We start from the raw sequence: 22,045 nt of genomic DNA, 5'->3' as shown, positions 1-22,045 counted from the left end.
GTCGTAACGATGCGCTTTTCTTCAGATCAGCCGAACCCTGTAGCCGCTGCCGCAGGCTGCGATCGGGCGCGGAGCGGCCGCCAGCGGGGCGAGCCTCTGCAAAAAACGCTTATTCCAGCATCCGCCCCAGCAACCAGCTGCCCGCCGGACCTGGCGGGTGCAGGCGCGACCACAGGGCATCGACCGCCACGTTGCGCGGCCAGCCACGGGCATCGAGTTCCACCAGGCTGTCGGCGCCGAAACGTTCCACCAGCCAGCGCGGCAGGGGCGCCCAGCCAAAGCCGCCCTGGGCCATTTCCAGCAGCATCAGATAGCTCGGCGCCGACCACACCCGGCCCCGGGCCCGGCTGTCGTAGGGGTTGACGATGGTCGCCAGGCGCAGCTCGCGGTGCTGTTGCAGGCGCGCCTGATCGATATTTTTCAGCGCCGCCAAGGGGTGGTTGCGCGACACGAACAGGGCGATTTCGGTGCGCTCGTCCACCGTCGAATGGTCGAGGTCCGCCGGGTATTCGGGCTGCATCTCGGCAAAGGCGATCTGTGCCCGACCGCGCTGGACCAGCTCGATCAGGTCGTCGCATTCGGCGATCAGGCATTCCAGTTCCAGGTCCGGGTAGCGTTGTTCGAAGGCGCTCAGCGAGGTCTCGAAACGATCCGACTGATAGGTGTCGGACAGGGCCACCGTGAGCTTGGCTTCCACGCCCTGGGCCAGCTGGCTGGCGGCCATTTCCAGGCGGCTGGTGGCGGCCAGGATGTCTTCGGCCCGCTGCAGCATGACGTGGCCTTGCGGGGTAAGGGCGGGCTTGCGGCTGCTGCGGTCGAACAGCTGCAGGTCGAGGTCGATCTCCAGGCTCGCCACCGCCGCGCTGATGGTCGACTGGCTCTTGCCGAGCTTGCGCGCGGCCGCGGAAAACGAGCCTTGGGTGGCCGCCTGGACAAAGGCCAGCAGTACTTCGTGTGAGGCCATGAACTATCGCCTTGCTCGATGGTTAATGATTATGAAGTATCGGAACCTAAGGTGATCATGGCAACCACATTCACTGGCGGGAGCCGGATCATGAGCAACACCAAATCCTTGACCGAACGGGTTTTCCAGGCCGTGGGCTTCGAGCTGCTGGCGTTCGCGCTGTGTACGCCGCTGCTGGCCTGGATCATGGACAAGCCCTTTGTCGACATGGGCGTGGCGACCATCGCCATCGGCCTGATCGCCCTGGCCTGGAACGTGGTCTTCAATGGCCTGTTCGACCGCCTGCTCAAGCGCCTGGCCCTGGCGCCCAGCGGCTGGACCCGGGTCGCCCATGCGCTGCTGTTCGAAGGTGGCCTGGTGGCGGTAAGCGTGCCGCTGATTGCCTGGTGGCTGCAGGTCAGCCTGATGCAGGCGTTGATTCTCGACATCGGCGTGCTGCTGTTCTTCCTGCCGTACACCTATGTCTATCACTGGGGTTACGACCTGGTGCGGGAACGCTTGATGCTGCGTCGTCCGCTCGATCGCGCCAGTTGAACAGCGCTGGGGTCAGCGGGCGGCGTGGTGCCGCTCGATGGCTTCGAGGTAGGCCTTCATCGCCCGGGGGACTTCCTGCAACAGCAGGATGCTCTTGAGCTGGCTATTCTCCAGGGCAACCTGGAACAGGCCGATGGGTAATCCGCGCATGGCCGTCACGTAAGCGTCGCGCTCCGCGGCGCTGGCGGTGGGCAGGCGCAGGGCGAGCATGCGGTCGTAGGTTTCCTGGATTCGCGCCTGGATGGTCGGGGCCTGGAGCTGGCAGGGCGTGAAGGTGGGGCTGATCATCTGCAGCAGGTCGGGATGGGTCTCGAGGTATTCCATGATCGGCATGATCATCCGGTCGATCACCTCCTGGCTGCTCGACTCGACCCAGGTGGCCGGGTCGATGGCCAGGAGGTTGGCGGTGATCTGTTCGAAGGCGTCGATATGGCGCTGGCCCAGGGCGTCGAGCACGCTCTGCTTGTCGCTGAAGAAGTGGTACAGAGAACCGATGGAGGTGCCGGCTTCGCGCGCGAGGCCATGCATGGTCAGGCTGGCCACTCCCTGGCTGACCAGCAGGTGGGCGCAGGCATCGAGAATCGCCGTGACCCGTTCATGGCCACGAGTCTGTTTCGGCGAGCGCGGGTTTTTGGCCGGGAGCATTTTTGAATCGTTCATGGTCTGAGAGGCAGCAAGGGGCATACATTATGGCGCACCAGGGCGATTGCAGTCCTCAGGTAAAACTAGACACCATCCTCTACTTTTGCAGAGAATACGCGCCATGGATCAGCGCCCTCCGCTGTCCCACCTGACTCGAAGACCATGACACTCTCTCCCAACTGGATCATCTGCGAGCATTGCGATTCGTTGTACGAGTCCGTGCCGCTTGCAAAAGGCCAGACCTCCCAGTGCTCGCGCTGCGGGGCGGTGCTGGAGCGCGCCCGGCACCTGAACGTGCAGCAGCTGCTGGCCCTGTCGATCACTGCGGCGCTGCTGTTCGTGTTCGCCAACGCCTTTCCGGTGATCGGCATCAGCCTCGAAGGCCTGAGCAACGAAGCCACCCTCTGGCAGTCGGTCGAAGCCCTGGCCCAGGGCCGCATCAGCCTGATCGCCGCCGTCACCGGCCTGGCCATCATCCTTGCCCCCGGCCTGCAGATTGCCCTGCTGTGCTGGGTGCTGGGCTTTGCCAACATCGGGCGCGCGGCGCCGGGCTTCAAGGCCTGCATGCGGGCCCTGGAACACCTGCGGCCGTGGAGCATGCTGGAGGTGTGCCTGCTGGGCATCCTGGTGGCCATCGTCAAGCTGGCCGGCATGCTCGACGTGCACCCGGGCCTGGGGCTGTGGTCGCTGGCGATGCTGACGGTGCTGATCATCCTGATTTCCGGCAAGGGCATCCGCCGCCTCTGGGACGACCTGGAGGGCCGCTACTGATGAACCAGCCTCCCTACGCCCGCGACCTGGGCCTGATGCTGTGCCACACCTGCGGCCAGACCTGCCCCCGGGACGTTCACTACTGCCCGCGCTGCGAGGCCGTGGTGCATGCGCGCAAACCCAACAGCCTGAGCCGTACCTGGGCCTTTCTCGTGGCCAGCCTGATTCTCTACATCCCGGCCAACGTGCTGCCGGTGATGTATACCCAGATCTTCGGCAGCGGCAGCGAAAACACCATTCTCAGCGGCGTGCTGGAGTTCTGGCAGCACGGCTCCTGGGACATTGCCCTGTTGATCTTCATCGCCAGCGTGGTGGTGCCGTGCAGCAAGTTCCTGGTCCTGGGGATGCTGCTGATCACCTGCCAGCGCCGCAGCCATTGGGCGATGCGCGAGCGCGCCAAGCTGTACCGCTTTATCGAGGTGATCGGCTACTGGTCGATGCTCGACGTGCTGGTGGTCGCCCTGGTGGCGGCGCTGGTGCAATTCCACGCCCTGAGCTCGATCGAGCCGCGCATGGGCATCCTGTTTTTTGGTTTGGTCGTGGTCCTGACGATGTTCGCGGCCATGAGTTTCGATCCCCGGCTTATCTGGGATGTAGAGGTTGAAGATGTCTGATCATCCAGGTTCCAACGCTTCAAGCGCGCCAGCGAGGCCGGGCACCCCCGCGGTCAGGACGCGTCGGTTCAATATCTCGCTGGTGTGGATCGTGCCCATAGTCGCGGCCCTGGTCGGCCTATCGATGCTGGTGCACAAGTCGCTGTCGGCCGGGCCCGAGATCTCCATCAGCTTCCAGACCGCCGAAGGCCTGGAAGCCAACAAGACCCAGGTCAAATACAAGAACGTGGTGATCGGCAAGGTCACCTCCATCGCCTTGAGCAAGAACCGCAGCAAGGTGATCGCCAAGGTCGAGCTGGACCAGTCGGCGGAGTCCTTCACCGCCGCCGACTCGATGTTCTGGGTGGTGCGCCCGCGCATTGGCGCGGGCGGTGTGTCCGGGGTCGACACCCTGCTGTCGGGGGCCTTTATCGGCGCCGACGCCGGCCAGGAAGAAAAACGCAAGAAGAGCTTCGTCGGCCTGGAAACGCCGCCCCCGGTGACTTACGGGCAAAAGGGCAAGCGCTTCACCCTGCGCACCGATGACCTGGGCTCGCTGGACGTCGGTTCGCCGGTCTATTACCGGCGCATCGAGGTGGGCCAGGTGATTTCCTACAAACTGTCGGAAAACGGCAAGGGCGTGGACGTGCGGATCTTCGTCAACGCGCCCAACGACCAGTTCGTCACCACCGACTCGCGTTTCTGGAACGCCAGCGGCGTGGACGTGACCCTGGGCGCCAACGGCCTGAAGGTCAACACCGAATCCATGTCGTCGATCCTCGCCGGCGGCATCGCCTTCGTCGAACCCAAGTACAGCCCCAACGCCAAGCCGGCCGAGGAAAACGCCAGCTACCAGCTGTTCGCCGACCAGGACACCGCGCTGGCGCCGCCCGATGGCGACCCGTACTACATGCGCATGCGTTTCGACCAGACCCTGCGCGGGCTGGCGCTCAATGCGCCGGTGGAGTTCCTGGGGGTGAACATCGGCCGGGTGGTGTCGATGGACCTGGATTACGACGAGCAGAAAAAGACCTTCTCCACCGTGGTCGGCGTGGTGATCTACCCGGCACGCCTGGGCAAGGTCCATCAGCAACTGGAGAAGCTCAGCGGTGCCGACGAAAGTCGCGCAGGCTACCTGATCGGTGCCTTCGTCCAGCACGGCCTGCGGGCCCAGGCGCGCAGCGGCAACCTGCTGACCGGCCAGCTGTATATCTCCATGGACTTCATCCCCAACGCCAAGCCGGTGGCTTTCGATGCGACCGCGCGGCCGCTGGAAATTCCCACCGTGCCGGGCGGCCTCGACAAGTTGCAGGAGCAGTTGCAGCGGGTGGTGGAGAAGATCAGCAAGTTGCCGATCGATGCTATCGCCAACAACCTCAATGGCAGCCTGACCGAGATGCAGAAGACCTTGCAGAACGTCAACGGCAAGGTATTGCCGGAGATGCGCGACACCCTGGAGCAGACCAAGAAAACCCTGACCACGGCCAACGACAGCTTCGCCGAGGACTCGCCGCAGCGTCTGCAACTGGGCCAGGCGATGGACGAAGTGCAGCGCACCGCCCGTTCGGTACGGGTGCTCACCGACTTCCTCAGTCGTCATCCCGAAGCACTGATCCGTGGGCGGCTCAAGGACAATCAGCCGGACGCCTACAAATCCTCGACCTCGTCTTCTCGTGAGCCTGAATCGGAAGTCCAGCCATGAAAAAAACTCTAGTGTTGCTGATCGCGTCCCTGGGCCTGGCGGCCTGCAGCTCGGCGCCGACCCATTACTACACCCTGATGCCGCCGGCGCCCGAGCCAGCGGCGGCTGGCGGCGCGGCGTCGGGCCTGCAGTTTGAGATGGCCGGGGTGCGCATTCCGATGCAGGTCGACCAGCCGCAAGTCGTGGTGCGCCAGGACGGCGGCACCCTGGCGATCCTGGAAACCGCGCGCTGGAGCGCGCCGCTGGTGGATGAGTTCCACGATGCCCTGGCCAGCCAGATGGAGCAGCAATTGGGCACGCGCAACCTGGAAGGCCTGCCCAAGTCCGCGGGGCAGCCGATCCTGTCGTTGCAGACCGATGTGCGCCGCTTCGAATCGGTGCCAGGGCGTTATGCGCTGATCGATGTGGTGTGGAACCTGCGCCTGCGCGGCGATGGCGTCGAGCGCCGCAGCCTGACCTGCAGCAGCCGTATCAGCCAGCCGGCCAGTGTCGAGCTGTCGAGCCTGGTCCAGGCCCACCAGCGGGCCATCGACGAGCTGGCCAAGCGCATTGCCGGCACCGCCAAACGCTGGGCGCAAAACCCTGCCACCCGCTGTCCCTGACCCGGCTCTTGTAGCCGCTGCCGTAGGCTGCGATAAGGCCGCAGGCCTTCAGCGATCTTCAGTACGCAGCGGCCGTACCGTCCGATCGCAGCCTGCGGCAGCGGCTACAGGGGCCATATACCGAAGGGCAATCCCGCCCCTGTAGGAGCGAGCTTGCTCGCGATGGCGTCAGCAGCCACACCGCCGATTCAGCCGAAGAGGCGGGCTCAGAACAATTGGGTGAACAGCCAGTACAGACTGCCGGACAGCAGGATCGCCGCCGGCAGGGTCAGTACCCAGGCCATCAGCAGGTTGCGGATGGTCTGCATCTGCAGGCCGCCGCCGTTGGCGACCATGGTCCCGGCCACACCTGAAGACAATACGTGGGTGGTGGACACCGGCAGGCCGAACATATCGGCGGCGCCGATGGTCAGCATCGCCACGGTTTCCGCCGAGGCACCCTGGGCGTAGGTCAGGTGGGTCTTGCCGATCTTTTCGCCGACGGTGACCACGATGCGTTTCCAGCCGACCATGGTGCCCAGCCCCAGGGCGATGGCCACGGCGATCTTCACCCACAGCGGAATGAAGCGCGTGGCGTTGTCGATCTGCTGCTTGAACAGTTGCAGCTTGCCCTGGGTATCGGCGTCGAAGTCGCCGACCTGGTACTTGTCCATCAGGCGGATGGTTTCGCTGCTCAGGTACATGTCGTTGCGCACGTTACCCATGGCTTCGGCCGGCACCTTGGCTAATGAGCCGTAGCCCTTCACTTCGGCACCGATATGACCGGTCAGGGCGGCCAGGGCCGGGACCAGCTGCGGCGTGGCTTCCTTGCTGCGCACGTAGTCGGAAAGCACCGCGCGCGGGTCGGCCGGGGCCGGTTGCGGGGCGTTTTTCACCAGGGCTTGCTGGGTGACCTCGGCCACCGCGGCGAATTGCAGGGCCTGGTCGGCCGGCATGGTGCGATTCAGCGCGTAGGCCATGGGCAGGGTGCCGACCAGGATTAGCATGATCAGGCCCATGCCTTTCTGGCCGTCGTTGGAACCATGGGCGAAGGACACGCCGGTGCAGGTGACGATCAGCATGCCGCGAATCCACCACGGCGGCGGGGTGTTGCCCTTGGGCGCCTTGTACAGCGCGCGGTTCTTGACGAACAGGCGCAGGGCCAGGAGCAGCAGGGCGGCGAAGGCGAAGCCGATCAGCGGCGAGAACAGCAGGGCGTAGCCGACCTTGGTGGCCTGGCTCCAGTCCACGCCGCTGGTGCCGTCGCGGCCGTGCATCAGGGCGTTGGCCACGCCGACGCCGATGATCGAGCCGATCAGGGTGTGGGACGACGAGGCCGGCAGGCCCAGCCACCAGGTGCCGAGGTTCCACAGGATGGCGGCGATCAGCAGGGCGAAGATCATGGCGAAGCCGGCCGACGAGCCGACCTGCAGGATCAGCTCCACCGGCAGCAGGGCGATGATGCCGAAGGCCACCGCGCCGCTGGACAGCAGCACGCCGAGGAAATTGAAGAAACCCGACCAGACTACCGCGAAATGCGGCGGCAGCGAGTGGGTATAGATCACCGTGGCCACGGCGTTGGCGGTGTCGTGGAAACCGTTGACGAACTCGAAGCCCAGGGCGATCAGCAGCGCCACGCCGAGCAGCAGGAACGGGGTCCAGGTGGTGACCGTGGTGCCCAGCTCGTGCACGTCGTGCATCAGGCTGTAGGCGGTGAACAACAGGCCCATGGCGAGGACCGCGAAGAACACCACCAGGGTGAAGGGGCTGGCTTTTTTGTCCAGTTGCGGTCTGGCTTCGAGGGCGGGGGAAGGGGAGGCGGCGGTCAGGGAAGGGGTGGCCATTGCCGGACAATCCTGTGGCAGGGAGGAGTGTCGCCCATGATCGTTGCCAAATATTACAGAGAGGCTGCCTCAGGTCAGTGTTTGGGTGAATCCTTTAACCACTGATCAAGAAGCCGCGCCATTTTATGTAGGAGCGAGCGGGCGGCGGCCTACATATCCTGGCGCTTGCGAAACGCCCAGCGGCCGGCGATGACGGTGAAGGTGGCGACCAGCGCGACGAGGATCCAGAAGCCCTCCGGGTCCTCGGAGAAGGGAATGCCGCCGACGTTCATGCCGAAGAAGCCGGCGATGATGTTGATCGGCAGCGCCAGCACAGTGACCACGGTCAGGGTGAACAGGGTGCGGTTGGTCTGTTCGTTGATATTGGCGGCGATTTCTTCCTGCAGCAGCTTGATCCGTTCGCCGAGGGCGGTGAGGTCGTTGATGATCAGGGCGAACTCCTCGGTGGACTTGCGCAGCTCCTTGACGTCCTCCTTCTGCAGCCACTGCGGCGGACGGTTGAGCAGCCGCAGCAGCGAGCCCGGCTCCAGCGCCAGCAGGCGTTGCAGGCGCACCAGCACCCGGCGCATGGCCCCCAGCTCGGCACGGTTGGTGGAGATCCGCGCGGCCAGCAACTGGTCTTCGATCTGGTCGACGTTGAGGCTGGTCTTGCGCACGATCTGGGTCAGCACTTCGCCCTGGTCGCGCAGCAGGTGCACCAGCAGTTCCAGGGGCGAGCGGAAACGTTCGCCGGCCTTGACCGAGGAGCGCAGCTTGTCCACCGAGTGCAAGGGTTGCAGGCGCGCGCTGACGATCAGCCGGCTGCGCACGCAGACCCACAGGGTGGAGATGTCCGAGGAAACCATGCTGCCGAAGTTGAACACCACGTCGTTGACCACCGCCAGCAGGGCCGAATCCACATGCTCGATACGGGTCGAGCGCGAGCCTTCGTGCAAGGCCTCGAAGAATTCCTCGGGCAGGGCCAGGTGCGTCTGCATCCAGCGTTCGCAGGCGGCATGGGCCAGGTTCAGGTGCAGCCAGAGAAACGCCTCGCCATCGTCCGGCTGTTGCAGGGCTTGCAGGGCCTTGGCCGAATCCAGTTCGCGACCCCGCTCGCCGGGGCGGAACGCAAAGCCGTAGAGCAGGCCGAACAGATCCGAATCGCGATGGGCATGGTCGAGGCTGTGGTTCATGGAGGCTCGCAGGTGGGAAGGCACCTGTAGGCGGTTTTACAGGTTCACTTGAGCCCGATCATCGCAAGGCTTCATGACTATTTTGTGACGATTCGAAGTGCGACATTCGGCGGTTATAACCGGCTGTCGGAGGCGCTCAAGAAAGCCTGTTTCAGGCCGATCACGCCTACGACGACTGCGCGATCGGCTTGCCCCGGTTTGCCTGACAGGGATGTTTGCACGCTACCCATGCCCGCCTCGGGCGTGCTCTATCCCTGTTGAGAGATCTCATTCGATGTCCTTGCAAAAATCCCTGAGAGCGCAAGTTCTGGCTTTGTTGAGCGGCAGCCTGCTGGCGGTGCTGTTGATCGCGCTGGCGTGTTTTCACTTCCTGTCCAACGGCGTGCAAAGTTATCGCGAACTGATCGAGGGGCCGTTGCGCACCTCGCAGTTGATCGATGAAGCCAACCTGCAATTCAAGGTCCAGGTGCAGGAATGGAAAAACGTGTTGCTGCGTGGCAAGCAGAGCGCCGACCTGAGCAAATACTGGCAGCAGTTCGAGGATCGCCAGCGCGATGTGCAGGGCATTCTTGGCCAGCTGGCGGCCGAGCCCGGCATCGATGCGGCGCTCAAGGGCCGTATCGAGCGCTTGCGTGAAGAGCACCGGCTGCTGGGCACGGCGTACCAGAAAGGCCGCGATGCCTTTGTCGCCGCCGGTGCCGATCCGGCCGCCGGCGATGCCGCGGTCAAGGGCGTGGACCGCGCCACCAGCGAGCAGATGAGCGAACTGGTGAGCGAGCTGCGCAAGCAGGGCAGCGAGCGGTCGCGCGACATCAGCGCCGCCGCCCAGCGCACGGTGTGGATCGGCCTGCTGGTGATGCTGGCCTCGGGTTTGCTGATTGGCCTGCTGAGCCTGTGGCTGGTCAACCGCAGCCTGGTGGAGCCGATCCGCCAGTTGATCGACTACGTGGCGCAACTCAGCCGTGGGCGGATTGCCGAGCGCGTGGCCAGCAGCCGTCAGGACGAGCTGGGCAAGCTGGCGGTGGCCGCCAACACCTTGCGGGATTTCCTCGCTGAAACCTTCAGCCGCCTGCAGCGCAGCGCCATCGACCTGGACAGCTCCAGCGGCGAGCTGAATGCGATTGCCACCCTGATGTCCCAGGGCACCAACGATCAGTTCAATCGCACCGATCAGGTCGCCACGGCGATGAACGAAATGTCCGCCACCGCCCAGGAAGTGGCGCGCCATGCGGCGGATGCGGCGCGCGCCGCCGATGACGCCGACCAATCGGCCCAGCAGGGCGAGCAGGTGATGCAGGGCACCATCCACACCATCACCCTGATGCGTGGCGAAATCGCCAACACCGCCGAGGTGATCCGCCGTCTGGAAGCCGACAGCGGGCGTATCGGCAAGGTGCTGGAGGTGATCCGCGGCATCGCCGAGCAGACCAACCTGCTGGCGCTCAACGCGGCCATCGAGGCGGCGCGGGCCGGCGAGGCCGGGCGTGGTTTCGCCGTGGTCGCCGACGAGGTACGCAGCCTGGCGCAGCGCACCGCGGCGTCGATCATCGAGATCAACCAGATTATCCAGAGCGTGCAGACCGGCGCGCTGGACGCCGCCCATGCGATCGAGAGTGGCCAGGCGCGCAGCGATGCCAGCGTCGAGCAGGTGACCCAGGCCGGCGCCATGCTGGAGCGGATCACCGAGGCGGTCGAGGCGATCCGCGACATGAACCGGCAGATCGCCACGGCGGCGGAAGAGCAGACCTCGGTGGCCGAGGACATCTCGCGCAACCTGACCGAGATCACCACGATCGCCAGCACCAACCTGGATAACGTGCAGCGCACCGAGCGCGCCAGCCAGAACCTGCACGAGCTGTCGGGGCAGTTGAACGAGGTGACGGCACGCCTGAGTGCCTGATGCGCCAGGGCATGAAAAAGCCGCGTGGCCTTTCGGCCGCGCGGCTTTTTTTGTCCTGAAGAATTACTTGTCTTGCTTGTTGCTCAGGACCTTGCCGGTCTTGGCATCCAGGTCGACGTCCCACTCGACGCCCTTGGCGTCACGCAGTTCCACCTGGTAGACGTAGACGCCGGCCGCTGTTTGCTCAAGCTCGGTGTCGGTGATGTTGGCGGCGGTGGTGCCAGGGTGTTCGGCCAGTGCTGCCTGGTTGAGTTTTTCCAGGTCCATGATGGTGCCAGCCTTGAGCAGGCCCGGGATCAGGTCCGGGCGCACGTCGGCCTGGGCCAGGCCGACGGTCAGGGTCAGGGCGGTAGCGGCGAACAGGGCAGTCAACGTTTTCATAGTGTCTTTCCTTGGGGTGATTCGTTTTGAGTGGGTTCAGATTAGCCGGCACAACTTAATTCACCCTTAATTCAGCGCAAGCTTTGCGCCGTTTGTTCAATCGCCGTGGCCCTCGGGTCTTTCAAGCTGTGCTCTCGAACAGGAGAGGCAGTGATGAAAGCAATGATCAAAGGTTTGTACGGTCCCGCGTTTTTCGCCGGCTTCATCGGCGCTGGCGTGTGGGTGATGGGCACACCGGGGCTGGCCCCGGGCTGGTTGCTGCTGGTGTTCGCCGGGGCGCTCGGGGTGTCCTTTCTGGCGGAGTGGTGGTTGCCCTATGAGGTGGACTGGAACCGCCCGCAACAGGATCGCTTGCGCGACGTGTTGCACGCGCTGGTCAATGAAAGCCTGAACGCCCTGGGGTTGCTGCTGTTGCCGGGGCTGGTGAGCCTGCTGGCGTTCGATGGCCTGTGGCCGCGCGGCTGGTCGCTGTGGGCGCAGTTGGCGCTGGCGATGGTCATCGCCGACTGCGGCCTGACCCTGGCGCATTACTTCAGCCATCGGCTGCCCTGGCTGTGGCGCCTGCATGCGGTGCATCACAGCGTGCAGCGTTTGTATGGCTTCAACGGCTTGATGAAGCACCCGCTGCATCAGTTGCTGGAAGCCAGCGCCGGACTATTGCCGCTGCTGTTTTTGGGAATCCCCTTGCCGGTGGCGCAACTGCTGGCGTTTGCCATTGCCATCCAGCTGCTGTTGCAGCACTCCAATGTCGACATGCGCCCCGGTCCCCTGGGCTGGGTGTTTGCCTGGGCGCCGATGCATCGCTTTCACCACATGAAGTACGGCACCGCCGGCAATGTGAATTTCGGCCTGTTCCTGAATGTCTGGGACTGGTTGCTGGGCACGGCGTTTTATTCCTCGGCCTACCCGATCCGCCAGGGCGACCTGGGCATCGGCAGCCAGCCGGATTATCCGCAGGCGTATTGGCGACAGTTGCTGGCACCCTTCAGCAGGCAAGCCGTGCATGAAGAACCGCCGGTGCCCTTGCCGTTGCGCCGTTGAGTCAGTCCAGCAGGCGCAACTCGATATGTTGCAGGGCCTGGCGCGCGGTGACGCCGAACAGGGTTTTCAGGGTGCGGGAGAAATGCGCGGAATCGGCGAACCCGGCGCCATGAGCCGCCTCGGTGATGGCCTGGCCCGCCAGCACCAGGCCCATCGCCAGGCGCAGGCGCCGCCACAGCACCAGGCGCCGCACCGGCAACCCAAGCTGGCCGCTGAACAGCCGTTCGAGCTGGCTCAGGGACAGGTGCGCGTGGGCTGCCAGGGCACTGGCCGAGACCTTGCCGGCCAATTGTCGGTCGAGGGCCGCCAGGGCCTTTTCGATCCGTCGGTCCTGCAAGATTCGGCGCGGGCAACGCCGCAGTGCCTCGGTCAGTGCCGGCAGCGTCAGCTCGACACCCAGCAGGCTGTCTTGCAGGGCCTGGGCGTCAATCGTCAGCGGTTCGGCGTAGAGGGTGAACAGGGTCCCGGGCGCATCGAGGATGGCATGCCGTTGCATGGCCGGGATAAACACCTGTCGGGCGGTGCAGGGCAGGCCGTCGAGGCTGACGGTGACCGGTGCGGCGGGGGCGAGGATCAGTTGATGGGCGTAGTGGGCGTGAGGCGCGGTACGCCCCAGCTCGCCCTGGATCAGTCCGTAGTCACGCCCGAGCCACAGCTGGCCTGTCCACTCGGGCGTGCGCACGGCGACCGGCTCAGTAGCCGTTGGCCTCGAGCAACTGGCTGACGCTGCCGCTGGCCGGGCGCTTGACGTACTTGAGCAGCTCCGCGGCGCGGTTGGTGAAGATGCCGTCGACACCGGAGTCCAGGACCTTCTTGAAGTCCACCGGCTCGTCGATGGTGTAGACGTGCACCAGCAGGCCCTGGTCGTGGGTGAACTGGTTCATCCAGGGTTGCACCAGGTCGAAGTAGCTCTGGTCGCCACCCTTGGTCAGTGCCGCCGACGGGCCGGTGCCGATGGCGCCCTGGGCCTTGGCGTAGCTGACCCACTGCTCGAACTCGGCCTTGTCCTTGGGCTCCTGCTTGGCGTAGTAGGCTGCCTTGTCCTTCTCGCCGCTGTTGGCGAAGGTCACGTCGGACTTGGGCTGCATGCCGCCTTCACCGATCCACAGCAGGAGGATCTTCGGCACTTTCGGCATTTCTTTCTGCAGCAGTTCCAGGCTGCTTTTCTCGAAGGTTTGCAACACCACCTTGCCTTTGCCCTGGCCTACCGCCAGGTCGCTTTTCGCCAGCTTGGAGCCGGCCGGGCTGAGCCAGCCGCGGTCCTGGAGTTTTTCCTTGAGGTCGTGCTCGATGCCGGGGAACTGCTTGGGCTCCTTGGTCTCGATGTACAGGCCGGGTTTGTGATGCGGGTTGCTCTGGGCGATGTCGATGATTTCGTCGAGGGTCAGGATCTTCAGGCCGACGTAGCTCGCACGGGCACGGTCGGGATAGGCCTGGTTGAACCAGCTGCCGGCGTCGAGGGTTTTCAGTTCGGCCATGGTGAAGGCGTTGGCCGGGCTGTCCTTGCGCTCGGGAAACTTGCTGGCGACGTCGGTGGTGCGCTGCAGGTTGTTGTCGTGCAGGGCGAACAGCACGCCGTCCTTGCTGCGTTGCAGGTCCATTTCCAGGTAGTCGGCGCCCAGGTCGCGGGCCAGTTTATAGGCGGCGGCGGTGGACTCCGGTGCATCGAAGGACGCGCCCCGGTGAGCGATCACCGCGGGGTGTGGAATGCCTTGGCTGACAGCCAGTGCGGTGGGGCTTGGGCTGGCGGCCTGTGCCTGGCCCAGGCCAAGCATCAGGCTCAGCATCAGGGCGCTTTTGGTGAAGGTGGCAGGCATGGTCGAGGTCCTTTCGTGGAGGGCGATTTTCAAAGGACTACCTTTTAACAATTGAATGGCCGTTGTGCTATCGCGAAACCGACATAAATCTGCACCTGCGGCAAATTTTCCGACGCTTTTGTGGGGTGCTTTGCAGTACGCTTGCGCCCTGAAGTTTCCCCGTCAGAGGGAAGCGCGAAAACATTTCCACTCTTGCCTGGCGTGTAAACCATCGATCACCTGTCCTTCGGGACACTCAGTGAGGTTTACCATGCGCATCACATCCGAACTCATCTGCCAGGCTGCCGACCAGCTCAAGGGGTTTGTCGGTTTCAACCGCAAGAGCGGCCAGCACATCGTGCGCTTCAGCGAAGACTCCTTCGGCATGGACGTCGCCGACGACGCCATCACCCCCGCCAGCGAATTCGTCTGGGCCAGCGCCGAGGGCCAGGTCATGGTGCTCAAGCGCGAGCTGATCCAGTTGCTGCTGGAACAGAACATCGACGACCGCATCAACATCAGCGAACCCTTGCGCGTGTACATGCGCCGCACCGACCTGCCGGAGATTTCGGCGGTGCGCAATCTGCTGCCGGCGGCGCAATAACCGGGATGCGCGGTGGCCGGGCTGGCGCTATCGCGAGCGTTCGAACAGGTAGGCGCGTTCGACCTTGCACACCCGGGTGTGACAGGCCGCGTACCAGTCGCTGCGCCCGCGTTCGCGGGCAACGCGGTGTTCGGCATGCTGCTTCCAGGCGAGGATCGAGGCCTGGTCCCGCCAATAGGAGACCGTGATACCGAAGCCCTCCTCGTTACGCGCGAACTCCATGCCGAGAAACCCCGGTTGCTGCCGCGCCAGTTCGACCATGCGTTCGGCGGTCTGCTCGTAGGCCGGGTCCGGTTCGCGGCGCTGGGCGCTGAAGATCACCGCGTAATAGGGGGCCTCGGGGGTATGGGCGATCATGCGCGCCGCTCCAGGCAAGCGGCGAGCAGGGCGCTGACCAGGGGCGGCACGACGCCTTTGAGCGCCGCCCGTTCCGGCTGGAACAGGGTGGCGACAAAAAACCGCTGGTCGCGCAGTTCCACCGCCCGCAGGTCGCCGGCCGAGTCGTAGCCGCTGGGGCGCAGGTCGTGCTTGAGCAATTGCGCCGCGAACTGCGGATTGACCCCGTAGCGACAGCGATACCCCTCGCTGATCTGGCGCTCGCCATAGGCTTCGGCGATGCGGCTGCCTTCGCTCAGATGAATGCTGTCGGTGGCCTCCACCAAGGAGCAGGTCAACGGCGTGAGCAAGGCGCGTGCTGCTTCGGGATGGGTTTCGCCGTGCTCGGCATCGGCCCAGCCCAGCACGTTGCGCGCGTACTCCAGCACCGCATGCTGAAAACCGCCGCAGGTGCCGAGGAAGGGGCGGTGCTGCTCGCGGGCAAAGCGGATCGCCCGCAAGGCGCCGTCCATCGAGCGGTAGGGGCTGGCGGGCACACACCAGATGCCGTCGACCGCTTGCAGTGGCGCGTCGCTGGTGAGGCTGTCGGTGGCCAGCCAGCGGTAGTGCACCTTGAGGCTGGTTTCCTCGGCGGCCATTTCCAGGGCCAGGGGAATGGCCTGGTGCGCGGTGACCTGAGGGTCGTAGTCGCCCACCAGGGCGATGTGCAGGGTCGGCGGATGTGCGATGTGCGGCATGGATTTCTCCTGGTAGGGCCAACGCTTGTCGGTTGCTGGACGCCACTATAGATTGGCGCTCACGCACTCAATATTGGCGTTTATCCAAGTGATCAATGCAGCTACGCACTATCGGCTCGACTACTCCGACCTGTCGCTGATCCTCGCCCTGGTGCGTGGCGGCTCCCTGGCCCGCGCGGCGGCGTTGTTGAAAGTCGATGTGTCCACGGTGTTCCGTGCGGTGCGCCGCCTCGAGGCCGCGCTGGGCCAGCAGCTGTTCGACAAGAGCCGCGCCGGCTACCTGCCCACCGGCCTGGCCCGCACCCTGGCCGAGCAGGCCGAACGCGCGGAACAGGCACTGGACGCGGCACAGGTCGGGGTGGAGCAGGGCGGCGCGGTGGTCAGCGGCACGGTGCGCCTGACTTGTACCGACTCGGTGCTGCAGGGCCTGTTGTTACCAGCGCTGGCGCACTTCATGCCGCGCTATCCGGCACTGGCCTTGGAGCTCAGCACCTCCAATGACTTCGCCAACCTCAGCCGGCGCGACGCCGACCTGGCCCTGCGCCTGACACGCACGCCGCCCGAGCATCTGGTGGGCCGGCAGTTGCGGGCGGTGTCTTACCGGGTCTGTGCCAGCCCGGCCTACAGGCAGTCGGTCGCCTCGACGGACCTGGCCGGGCTGACCTGGATCGCCCCGGACGATTTTCTCCCGGACCACGCCACGGTGGCCTGGCGCCGGCAGGCGTTGCCCGGTGTGGTGCCGGGCTATCGCTGCAACAGCATGCTGGCGGTCAGCGAACTGGTGAAGGCCGGGCTGGGGGTGGCGGTGTTGCCGGATTTCCTGCTCGACGACACCACCGCCCTGCAATCCCTGAGCGACCCGCTGCCGGGGTGCGACACCGCGCTCTGGTTGCTGACCCGGGCCGACTGCCGGGCGCTGCGCGCGGTGGTGACGCTGTTCGACGAATTGAGCCAGCGTCTGCGCGCGCCGCAGTGAGTCATGCCTGGGGCGGGTCCTTGTGCAGGACGTGCCGGTGCATTTCCGAGGTCAGGCCCTCGATGCGTTCGCTCAGCTGTTTGGTCATCTCGGTCAGGCGGGTGTTCTGCTCCAGCAGTTCGAGCAGTTGCGCGCTGTGTTGCGCGGCTTGCGCCTGGCGTTCGCTGTTGGCGATAGCGATGGCTTCGCGGTGCTGGGCATCGGCGTCGGTCTGGGCTTTGTCGCGCGCGGCCTGGCGAGTCTGGGCCAGCAGGATCAGTGGCGCGGCATAGGCCGCTTGCAGGCTGAAAGCCAGGTTGAGAAGGATGAAGGGGTAGACGTCGAAGTGCGTCACCCCGCTCAGGTTGAGCCCGATCCAGATCAGTACGATCAGGGTTTGCGCGCCGAGAAAGGTCGGGGTGCCGAAAAAGCGGGCGAAGGCTTCGGCCTTCAGGGCAAAGCGGTCGGTGCCGAAGGTCGGGGCCAGATGGGCGTGGGGGCGGTGGAAACGCAGGTGGTCGACAGGGGCGGCTGAGGCTGTTTCGGATGGGGTCGGGTTCATGACGGGCTCGGGGCGATGGGACTGCCGGTCACTATAGCCCGTTGCCCGACGCCTTCCCTGGCGTCGCCACCGTTGATTCAGAGGCGCCGGTTCAGAGCGCGGTACGCTCGTTGGCGAACATGCTCACCGCCTGTACCGCCTCGCTGGCACCGTCGCGAATCTGCAGGATCACCGTGCCGGCCTGATCCGCCAGGTCCACGCCCTTGGCCGCCCGGTCCCGGGTCCCGTCCATGCTTTTGATGGCCTGCTGGGTTTCTTGCTGGATCATGTCGATCATCCCCGAGATTTCCGCGGTCGAGCCGCTGGTACGGGCGGCCAGTTGCCGGACTTCGTCGGCGACCACGGCAAAACCCCGGCCCTGTTCGCCAGCACGCGCGGCTTCGATCGCGGCGTTGAGCGCCAGCAGGTTGGTCTGCTCGGCGATCGCGCGGATGGTGTTGACGATGGCGGTGATCTGCTCGGAGCGCTCGCCGAGCTTGGCGATCAGGGTCGAGGAGTCTTCGATGTTGGCGGCGATCTGGCGCATCTCGCTGGCCGCCTGCTGGATCACCGCGGTGCCCTGTTCGGCGACTTGCCGGGTTTCCACCGAGATGTGATAGGCCTGGGTCGCGCTCTGGGCGTCCTGGGCGTGTTTCTCCACCCTCGCGGTCACGTCGGAGGCGAACTTCACCACCTTGCACAGGCGCCCGGCGGCGTCGTACACCGGGTTGTAATTGGCCTCCAGCCACAGCGATTGCCCGCGTTTGTCGACACGCTCGAACTGCCCGCTGAAGAACTCGCCCTGGTTGAGACGCTGCCAGAAGTTCTGGTAGGCGCTGCTGTTGGCCAGCTCGGGCTTGCAGAAGATCCGGTGATGCTTGCCCTTGAGTTCGGCGAGGCTGTAGCCGAGGCGATCGAGGAAGTTCTGGTTGGCCGTGATGACGCTGCCGTCGAGGTTGAACTCGATCACCGCCATGGCGCGGTCGATGGCGTGCAGCTTGCCCCTGGACTCGCTTTCCTGTTGGACCTTCTCGGTGACGTCGAGAGCGTACTTGACCACCTTGAAGACCTTGCCGTCGGCATCCCTGATCGGGTTGTAGCTGGCCTCCAGCCATACCGGCTGGCCTTGGGCATTGACGCGCTCGAAGGTCCCCGATTGGAACTGGCCGTTTTTCAGGCGCGTCCAGAGCTCGCGGTATTGATTGCCGCGGGCGAATTCGGCACTGCAGAACTGCCGATGGGGGTGGCCGATGACCTGCTCCGCGCGATAGCCCATGGTCTTGAGGAAGTTGTCGTTGGCCTGCAGGACCGTGCCCTCCAGGTCGAACTCGATCACCGCCATCGAACGGTCGATGGCCGCAAGCAGGCTGGCTTGCTGGGCGATGGTGTGGTGCAAGGCGTCGATGGTTTTGTTATGGCGGTTGAATAGCATGATGGCTGGTGCTCAGTGGGAAAAACCTGGAGTCAGTCCCTTTGGTGTGCGCCTGCATGCCGAAAGCCCCCTGGGCCTCGGCCTTGTCTGCTCAATGCCAGCATTCCATGACTGACAGATACCCCTTGGAAGGGCACGCCCCTGTCCGGCGCGTACCCTTGCTCAACGCCTGAGGTGAGACGCTGGGCCTGCGAGTCAATTTAGGGACGTTATGTTGCACGGCGGCGAATGTGCCTCGCGGCTTTTTGGGTAACCGCATGGCGGCATTATGCCGGCTTGGTGTGGAGCGATGCGGGTAAGAATTATACAAAACTGCGGTTTTTTACATTTTTGTACAACTTTTCAGGAGTCGCTGGACACCGCGAGGAGCGCGTCGTTGATCGGGCTGGCGGCAGCGACTTTGTTGCGCCCGGTGTTTTTCGCGGCATACAGGGCCTTGTCGGCCTCCATGAGCCACATTGCGGCATCGCGCAGCCCCGGGTGCCAGGCGGCCAGGCCGATACTCAGGCTGACCCGGAGTGGCGGCACGCCTGGATGGCGATAGTTGCTGAAGACTTGCCGCAGTCGTTCCATCACTTCGTGGGCCTGCTGGATCGAGGTCGTCGGCAGGATCACGCAGAACTCGTCGCCGCCATAGCGCCCGGCCAGGTCGTCCTGGCGCAGGTTGAGCTTGAGGTCCCGGCTCAATTGATGCAGCACGGCATCGCCGAGGATATGGCCGTAGCTGTCGTTGATGTGTTTGAAGTGATCGATGTCGATCAAGGCAATGGTGCCGTGACAGCGTTGCTGCTGGCACTTGGTGAACTTGAGGTGCAGCAGGTCTTTCCAGGCGCCGTGGTTGAGCAGGCCGGTCAGGCTGTCGGTGCGGCTCAGCGCGCTGAGGGTGCGCTTGTGCTCGGCGAGCTTGATCGCCAGCCGGTAGCAGACCATACCCACCGCCATCGGGTAGAGGGTCAGCATCGGCAGGCAGGCGTAGATCTGCAGCTGGGTGGCATCCCCGGTGAAGGCAGGACCGAGCAGCAACCACGACAGCAGTATCCCGCTCAGTTGTGCCATGGAGCCATGGATGAACAGGCGCAGGCCACCGGCCGCGACGTTGTTCATCGCCATCATGGCCAGAATGGTCACCGTGGGCAGCGGATTGAACTGCATCGCCGCCGCCCAGAAACCACCGAAGAGCGAGTCGCACAGCAGGTTGCAGCGTTCGGCCTGGTAGGGGAAGGCCGCGCGGCTCGAGATCAGGTACGCCAGGTGCGGCCAGATAAAACCGTTGAACAGCAGGAACAGCCAAACCCAGGTCGGTTGCGGCACCGGGTACAACCCGGCGAATACGCTGAGGCTGCCAATCCCCAGCCCGACGATCCTGGGCAGGTAAATACGTTTGGCAAACGACAGCCCTTTGCCTTGTTGGTTATCCATAAATTTCTGCGCAAGCCCGGGTTTGAAACACTTTGTGGTGTTTTTATTGGCCGTCACCCTTCATTGGGCAAGGCGGCGAATATTGTCATTTATTCCAACAAGAATAATCAGTGTCCTTGCAGGCCATTTAGTGGAACGAGCGTACGCAAATGCCCATTGCAGAGCACTCGGTGCAAGTCATGGCGGTCGGCAGATCCGCTGTCGGAGCAAATCGAGGGAGAAGGGAATCAGGCTTGATAGCAGGCCAGGAACATGTCCAGAGTGGACTCGACGACGCGCTGCTGTTCGTCTTCCTTGAGGGGCGGCCGGTTCATGGTGATCTGTGGCCAGAAAGCAAACGCCTTGAGCATGCCGTGGAGCTGCTGGGCGGCGAAGTCCGGCTCCAGGGGCTTGAGTCGACCGTCCGCCCGGGCCGAGCGAATCCACACCATCAGGCTTTCTTCACGCTCGCCCATGCGCGCCACCATGTACTGGGCACGCTCGGGGGAATGCAGGGTCGCGGCAATGGCGACCCGCGCCAGGTTGAGGAAGTTGTCATCGGCCAGCAGTTGCAGCTTGGCCATCAACAACTCCCGCAACTGTTCACGCAGGGTTAATCCGGGGTGGTAAAGAATGTCCGCCCGCGCCCTGATGCTCGCCCATAACTTATGCATGATCTCGGTGAACAACTCCTCCTTGCTGGGGAAGTGGTTGTACACCGTACGCTTGGACACTCCGGCGGTTGCCGCGATCTTGTCCATGCTGGTGATATCGAACCCGCTGGCATGGAATTCGGTGATCGCCGCCTGGATGATGGCTTCGCGTTTGAGGTCGGTCAGGCGCTTCGGAGCTGTCATAAGTTGGGTTCGATGGCGGTCGTTGGCAGTTATCCGGGGGCAGTTTACTTAGTCCCGGGTTTGTTGCAATCTAGAAAAACTACACTGTGCAGTGTAGTTCATGACAGAAAAAATGATGGTCGGCTGACGCTTGCGTGCATTGGCCTTTGTCGTTCCGCAGAGAATCACCGGAGCCTTGTCGGGTTCCTTGGAGTCACTGATTCATGGCCACTCTCTCTTCCCGTGCAGACAGCGTCTCACGCCCCGAAACGTCCCTGCAGGAACAAGGTGCGTTCCGTAATCACACGCCAGTCCGGCGTGCCGGGCTGGGCAAGACGCTGGGCATTTTCTGGCGCATGCTGTTCCACAAACCGCGCAACACTCGCCCCACCGGGGCCATTCCGGTGCAGCCATTGACCCACGAACAGCTGCTGGCGGCGCCGAACCAGAGCGTCTACCGCCTGGGGCATTCGACGGTGCTGTTGAAGCTGCATGACAAGTTCTGGATCACGGATCCGGTATTCGCCGAACGCGCATCGCCGGTGCAATGGGCCGGTCCCAAACGTTTCCACCAGCCGCCTATCAGCCTGGAGCAATTGCCACCGATCGAAGCGGTGATCCTGTCCCATGATCACTACGATCACCTGGACCACCAGACCGTGCTCAAGCTGGCGGACAAGACCCGCCATTTCCTCACCCCCCTGGGCGTGGGCGATACCCTGGTGAAGTGGGGCGTGCCGGCCGACAAAGTGCGTCAGCTGGACTGGTGGGAAGGCACGGAAGTCGATGGCATTCGTTTTATCGCCACGCCGTCCCAGCATTTCTCCGGCCGTGGCCTGTTCGATGGCAACAGCACGCTGTGGGCCTCCTGGGTGATGATCGATGGCGACAGCCGGATCTTCTTCAGCGGTGACACCGGTTACTTCGACGGCTTCAAGCGGATTGGCGAGCGTTACGGCCCTTTCGACCTGACCCTGATGGAAACCGGCGCCTACAACGTCGAGTGGCCGGGTGTGCACATGCAGCCGGAGCAGACCCTGCAGGCGCACATCGACTTGAAGGGCCGCTGGTTGTTACCCATCCACAACGGCACGTTCGACCTGTCGATGCATGCCTGGTACGAACCGTTCGACCGCATCCTCTCGCTGGCCTGGGAACGCAGCATCGCTATTACCACGCCGCAGATGGGCGAGGCCTTCAACCTGTCGCACCCGCAGCGGGGGCACGCCTGGTGGATGGAGGTCGACCCCGTGGCCGAGCAGGTAACGGCAAGCGATCTGTAGAC

The 22,045-nt window shown here is 64.2% G+C and carries 23 protein-coding genes; 10 read left to right on the top strand and 13 right to left on the bottom strand.

Going from position 1 to position 22,045, the window contains the following annotated elements; translation table 11 throughout:
• Window positions 1-109 precede the first annotated feature (109 nt).
• Complete coding sequence (locus AC07Y9_RS04490; protein WP_053262327.1) at window positions 110-964, bottom strand: LysR family transcriptional regulator; 855 nt, start codon at window positions 962-964, stop codon at window positions 110-112.
• A gap of 90 nt (window positions 965-1,054) precedes the next feature.
• On the opposite strand from AC07Y9_RS04490, the gene AC07Y9_RS04485 reads away from it, so the two are divergent.
• On the top strand, window positions 1,055-1,498 hold the full coding sequence (locus AC07Y9_RS04485; RefSeq protein ID WP_007925152.1) for a multidrug/biocide efflux PACE transporter: 444 nt from the start codon (window positions 1,055-1,057) through the stop codon (window positions 1,496-1,498).
• 12 nt (window positions 1,499-1,510) lie between these two features.
• Here AC07Y9_RS04485 and AC07Y9_RS04480 read toward each other — a convergent pair whose 3' ends face one another.
• Window positions 1,511-2,158: a TetR/AcrR family transcriptional regulator gene (locus tag AC07Y9_RS04480; protein WP_009045192.1), complete on the bottom strand. Its 648-nt coding sequence runs from the start codon at window positions 2,156-2,158 to the stop codon at window positions 1,511-1,513.
• A 144-nt stretch (window positions 2,159-2,302) separates the two neighbouring features.
• On the opposite strand from AC07Y9_RS04480, the gene AC07Y9_RS04475 reads away from it, so the two are divergent.
• Genes AC07Y9_RS04475 through AC07Y9_RS04460 form a run of 4 tightly spaced genes read left to right on the top strand, consistent with a single transcriptional unit; the run spans window position 2,303 to window position 5,808 of the window.
• A complete protein-coding gene (locus tag AC07Y9_RS04475; RefSeq protein ID WP_007925154.1) occupies window positions 2,303-2,911 on the top strand; it encodes a paraquat-inducible protein A in 609 nt (202 codons plus the stop codon).
• A complete protein-coding gene (locus AC07Y9_RS04470; RefSeq protein ID WP_102678958.1) occupies window positions 2,911-3,525 on the top strand; it encodes a paraquat-inducible protein A in 615 nt (204 codons plus the stop codon). The genes AC07Y9_RS04475 and AC07Y9_RS04470 overlap by 1 nt, the downstream gene beginning before the upstream one ends.
• On the top strand, window positions 3,518-5,206 hold the full coding sequence (locus tag AC07Y9_RS04465) for a PqiB family protein (protein ID WP_053262325.1): 1,689 nt from the start codon (window positions 3,518-3,520) through the stop codon (window positions 5,204-5,206). The genes AC07Y9_RS04470 and AC07Y9_RS04465 overlap by 8 nt, the downstream gene beginning before the upstream one ends.
• Window positions 5,203-5,808, top strand: a complete 606-nt coding sequence (locus tag AC07Y9_RS04460; RefSeq protein WP_102678957.1) for a PqiC family protein — start codon at window positions 5,203-5,205, stop codon at window positions 5,806-5,808. The genes AC07Y9_RS04465 and AC07Y9_RS04460 overlap by 4 nt, the downstream gene beginning before the upstream one ends.
• A gap of 206 nt (window positions 5,809-6,014) precedes the next feature.
• On the opposite strand, the gene AC07Y9_RS04455 is transcribed toward AC07Y9_RS04460, so the two are convergent.
• The gene (locus AC07Y9_RS04455) at window positions 6,015-7,631 is read right to left on the bottom strand and encodes an inorganic phosphate transporter (RefSeq protein WP_102690450.1); all 1,617 of its coding nucleotides are present in this window, start codon (window positions 7,629-7,631) and stop codon (window positions 6,015-6,017) included.
• Window positions 7,632-7,780: 149 nt separating this feature from the next.
• A complete protein-coding gene (locus tag AC07Y9_RS04450) occupies window positions 7,781-8,803 on the bottom strand; it encodes a transporter (RefSeq protein ID WP_102680540.1) in 1,023 nt (340 codons plus the stop codon).
• Between the two features lie 274 nt (window positions 8,804-9,077).
• Here AC07Y9_RS04450 and AC07Y9_RS04445 point away from each other — a divergent pair, with 274 nt between their 5' ends.
• Window positions 9,078-10,703 (top strand): methyl-accepting chemotaxis protein, encoded by a 1,626-nt coding sequence (locus tag AC07Y9_RS04445; RefSeq protein ID WP_102680541.1) that lies wholly within the window; start codon window positions 9,078-9,080, stop codon window positions 10,701-10,703.
• 63 nt (window positions 10,704-10,766) lie between these two features.
• Here AC07Y9_RS04445 and AC07Y9_RS04440 read toward each other — a convergent pair whose 3' ends face one another.
• A complete protein-coding gene (locus AC07Y9_RS04440) occupies window positions 10,767-11,084 on the bottom strand; it encodes a PepSY domain-containing protein (RefSeq protein WP_102690449.1) in 318 nt (105 codons plus the stop codon).
• A gap of 153 nt (window positions 11,085-11,237) precedes the next feature.
• On the opposite strand from AC07Y9_RS04440, the gene AC07Y9_RS04435 reads away from it, so the two are divergent.
• Entirely contained in the window at window positions 11,238-12,125 is an 888-nt protein-coding gene (locus AC07Y9_RS04435; RefSeq protein ID WP_102680543.1) for a sterol desaturase family protein, read from the top strand.
• A 1-nt stretch (window position 12,126) separates the two neighbouring features.
• Here AC07Y9_RS04435 and AC07Y9_RS04430 read toward each other — a convergent pair whose 3' ends face one another.
• Window positions 12,127-12,807: a helix-turn-helix domain-containing protein gene (locus tag AC07Y9_RS04430; protein ID WP_102680544.1), complete on the bottom strand. Its 681-nt coding sequence runs from the start codon at window positions 12,805-12,807 to the stop codon at window positions 12,127-12,129.
• A gap of 10 nt (window positions 12,808-12,817) precedes the next feature.
• Window positions 12,818-13,942: a glycerophosphodiester phosphodiesterase gene (locus AC07Y9_RS04425; RefSeq protein ID WP_102680545.1), complete on the bottom strand. Its 1,125-nt coding sequence runs from the start codon at window positions 13,940-13,942 to the stop codon at window positions 12,818-12,820.
• A 250-nt stretch (window positions 13,943-14,192) separates the two neighbouring features.
• Here AC07Y9_RS04425 and AC07Y9_RS04420 point away from each other — a divergent pair, with 250 nt between their 5' ends.
• Complete coding sequence (locus AC07Y9_RS04420) at window positions 14,193-14,525, top strand: DUF2025 family protein (RefSeq protein WP_007925175.1); 333 nt, start codon at window positions 14,193-14,195, stop codon at window positions 14,523-14,525.
• A gap of 27 nt (window positions 14,526-14,552) precedes the next feature.
• On the opposite strand, the gene AC07Y9_RS04415 is transcribed toward AC07Y9_RS04420, so the two are convergent.
• Both AC07Y9_RS04415 and AC07Y9_RS04410 read right to left on the bottom strand, forming a co-directional pair.
• Entirely contained in the window at window positions 14,553-14,882 is a 330-nt protein-coding gene (locus AC07Y9_RS04415) for an antibiotic biosynthesis monooxygenase family protein (RefSeq protein WP_102680546.1), read from the bottom strand.
• Window positions 14,879-15,598, bottom strand: a complete 720-nt coding sequence (locus AC07Y9_RS04410) for a CTP synthase C-terminal region-related (seleno)protein (RefSeq protein WP_102680547.1) — start codon at window positions 15,596-15,598, stop codon at window positions 14,879-14,881. Before AC07Y9_RS04410 ends, AC07Y9_RS04415 begins: the two co-directional genes overlap by 4 nt.
• Window positions 15,599-15,686: 88 nt before the next feature.
• On the opposite strand from AC07Y9_RS04410, the gene AC07Y9_RS04405 reads away from it, so the two are divergent.
• On the top strand, window positions 15,687-16,574 hold the full coding sequence (locus tag AC07Y9_RS04405; protein ID WP_102680575.1) for a LysR family transcriptional regulator: 888 nt from the start codon (window positions 15,687-15,689) through the stop codon (window positions 16,572-16,574).
• Window position 16,575: 1 nt separating this feature from the next.
• Here the strand turns inward: AC07Y9_RS04405 and AC07Y9_RS04400 are convergent, their stop codons facing one another.
• The 4 genes from AC07Y9_RS04400 to AC07Y9_RS04385 all read right to left on the bottom strand — a co-directional run bounded on the left by AC07Y9_RS04400 (window position 16,576) and on the right by AC07Y9_RS04385 (window position 20,781).
• A complete protein-coding gene (locus tag AC07Y9_RS04400) occupies window positions 16,576-17,115 on the bottom strand; it encodes a DUF1003 domain-containing protein (protein ID WP_007925179.1) in 540 nt (179 codons plus the stop codon).
• A 91-nt stretch (window positions 17,116-17,206) separates the two neighbouring features.
• The gene (locus tag AC07Y9_RS04395) at window positions 17,207-18,526 is read right to left on the bottom strand and encodes a methyl-accepting chemotaxis protein (RefSeq protein ID WP_102680548.1); all 1,320 of its coding nucleotides are present in this window, start codon (window positions 18,524-18,526) and stop codon (window positions 17,207-17,209) included.
• A gap of 342 nt (window positions 18,527-18,868) precedes the next feature.
• Window positions 18,869-19,945 (bottom strand): diguanylate cyclase, encoded by a 1,077-nt coding sequence (locus AC07Y9_RS04390; protein ID WP_102680549.1) that lies wholly within the window; start codon window positions 19,943-19,945, stop codon window positions 18,869-18,871.
• Between the two features lie 227 nt (window positions 19,946-20,172).
• Window positions 20,173-20,781, bottom strand: coding sequence for a TetR/AcrR family transcriptional regulator (locus AC07Y9_RS04385; RefSeq protein WP_102680550.1), 609 nt, complete (start codon window positions 20,779-20,781; stop codon window positions 20,173-20,175).
• Window positions 20,782-20,984: 203 nt separating this feature from the next.
• Here AC07Y9_RS04385 and AC07Y9_RS04380 point away from each other — a divergent pair, with 203 nt between their 5' ends.
• Window positions 20,985-22,043 carry an MBL fold metallo-hydrolase gene (locus tag AC07Y9_RS04380; RefSeq protein ID WP_102680551.1) on the top strand — a complete coding sequence of 353 codons (1,059 nt, stop codon included), beginning with the start codon at window positions 20,985-20,987 and terminating at the stop codon, window positions 22,041-22,043.
• Window positions 22,044-22,045: the final 2 nt, after the last annotated feature.

Source organism: Pseudomonas sp. GW456-L12, assembly GCF_059424045.1.
This window is presented reverse-complemented; position numbering and strand designations above follow the sequence as displayed.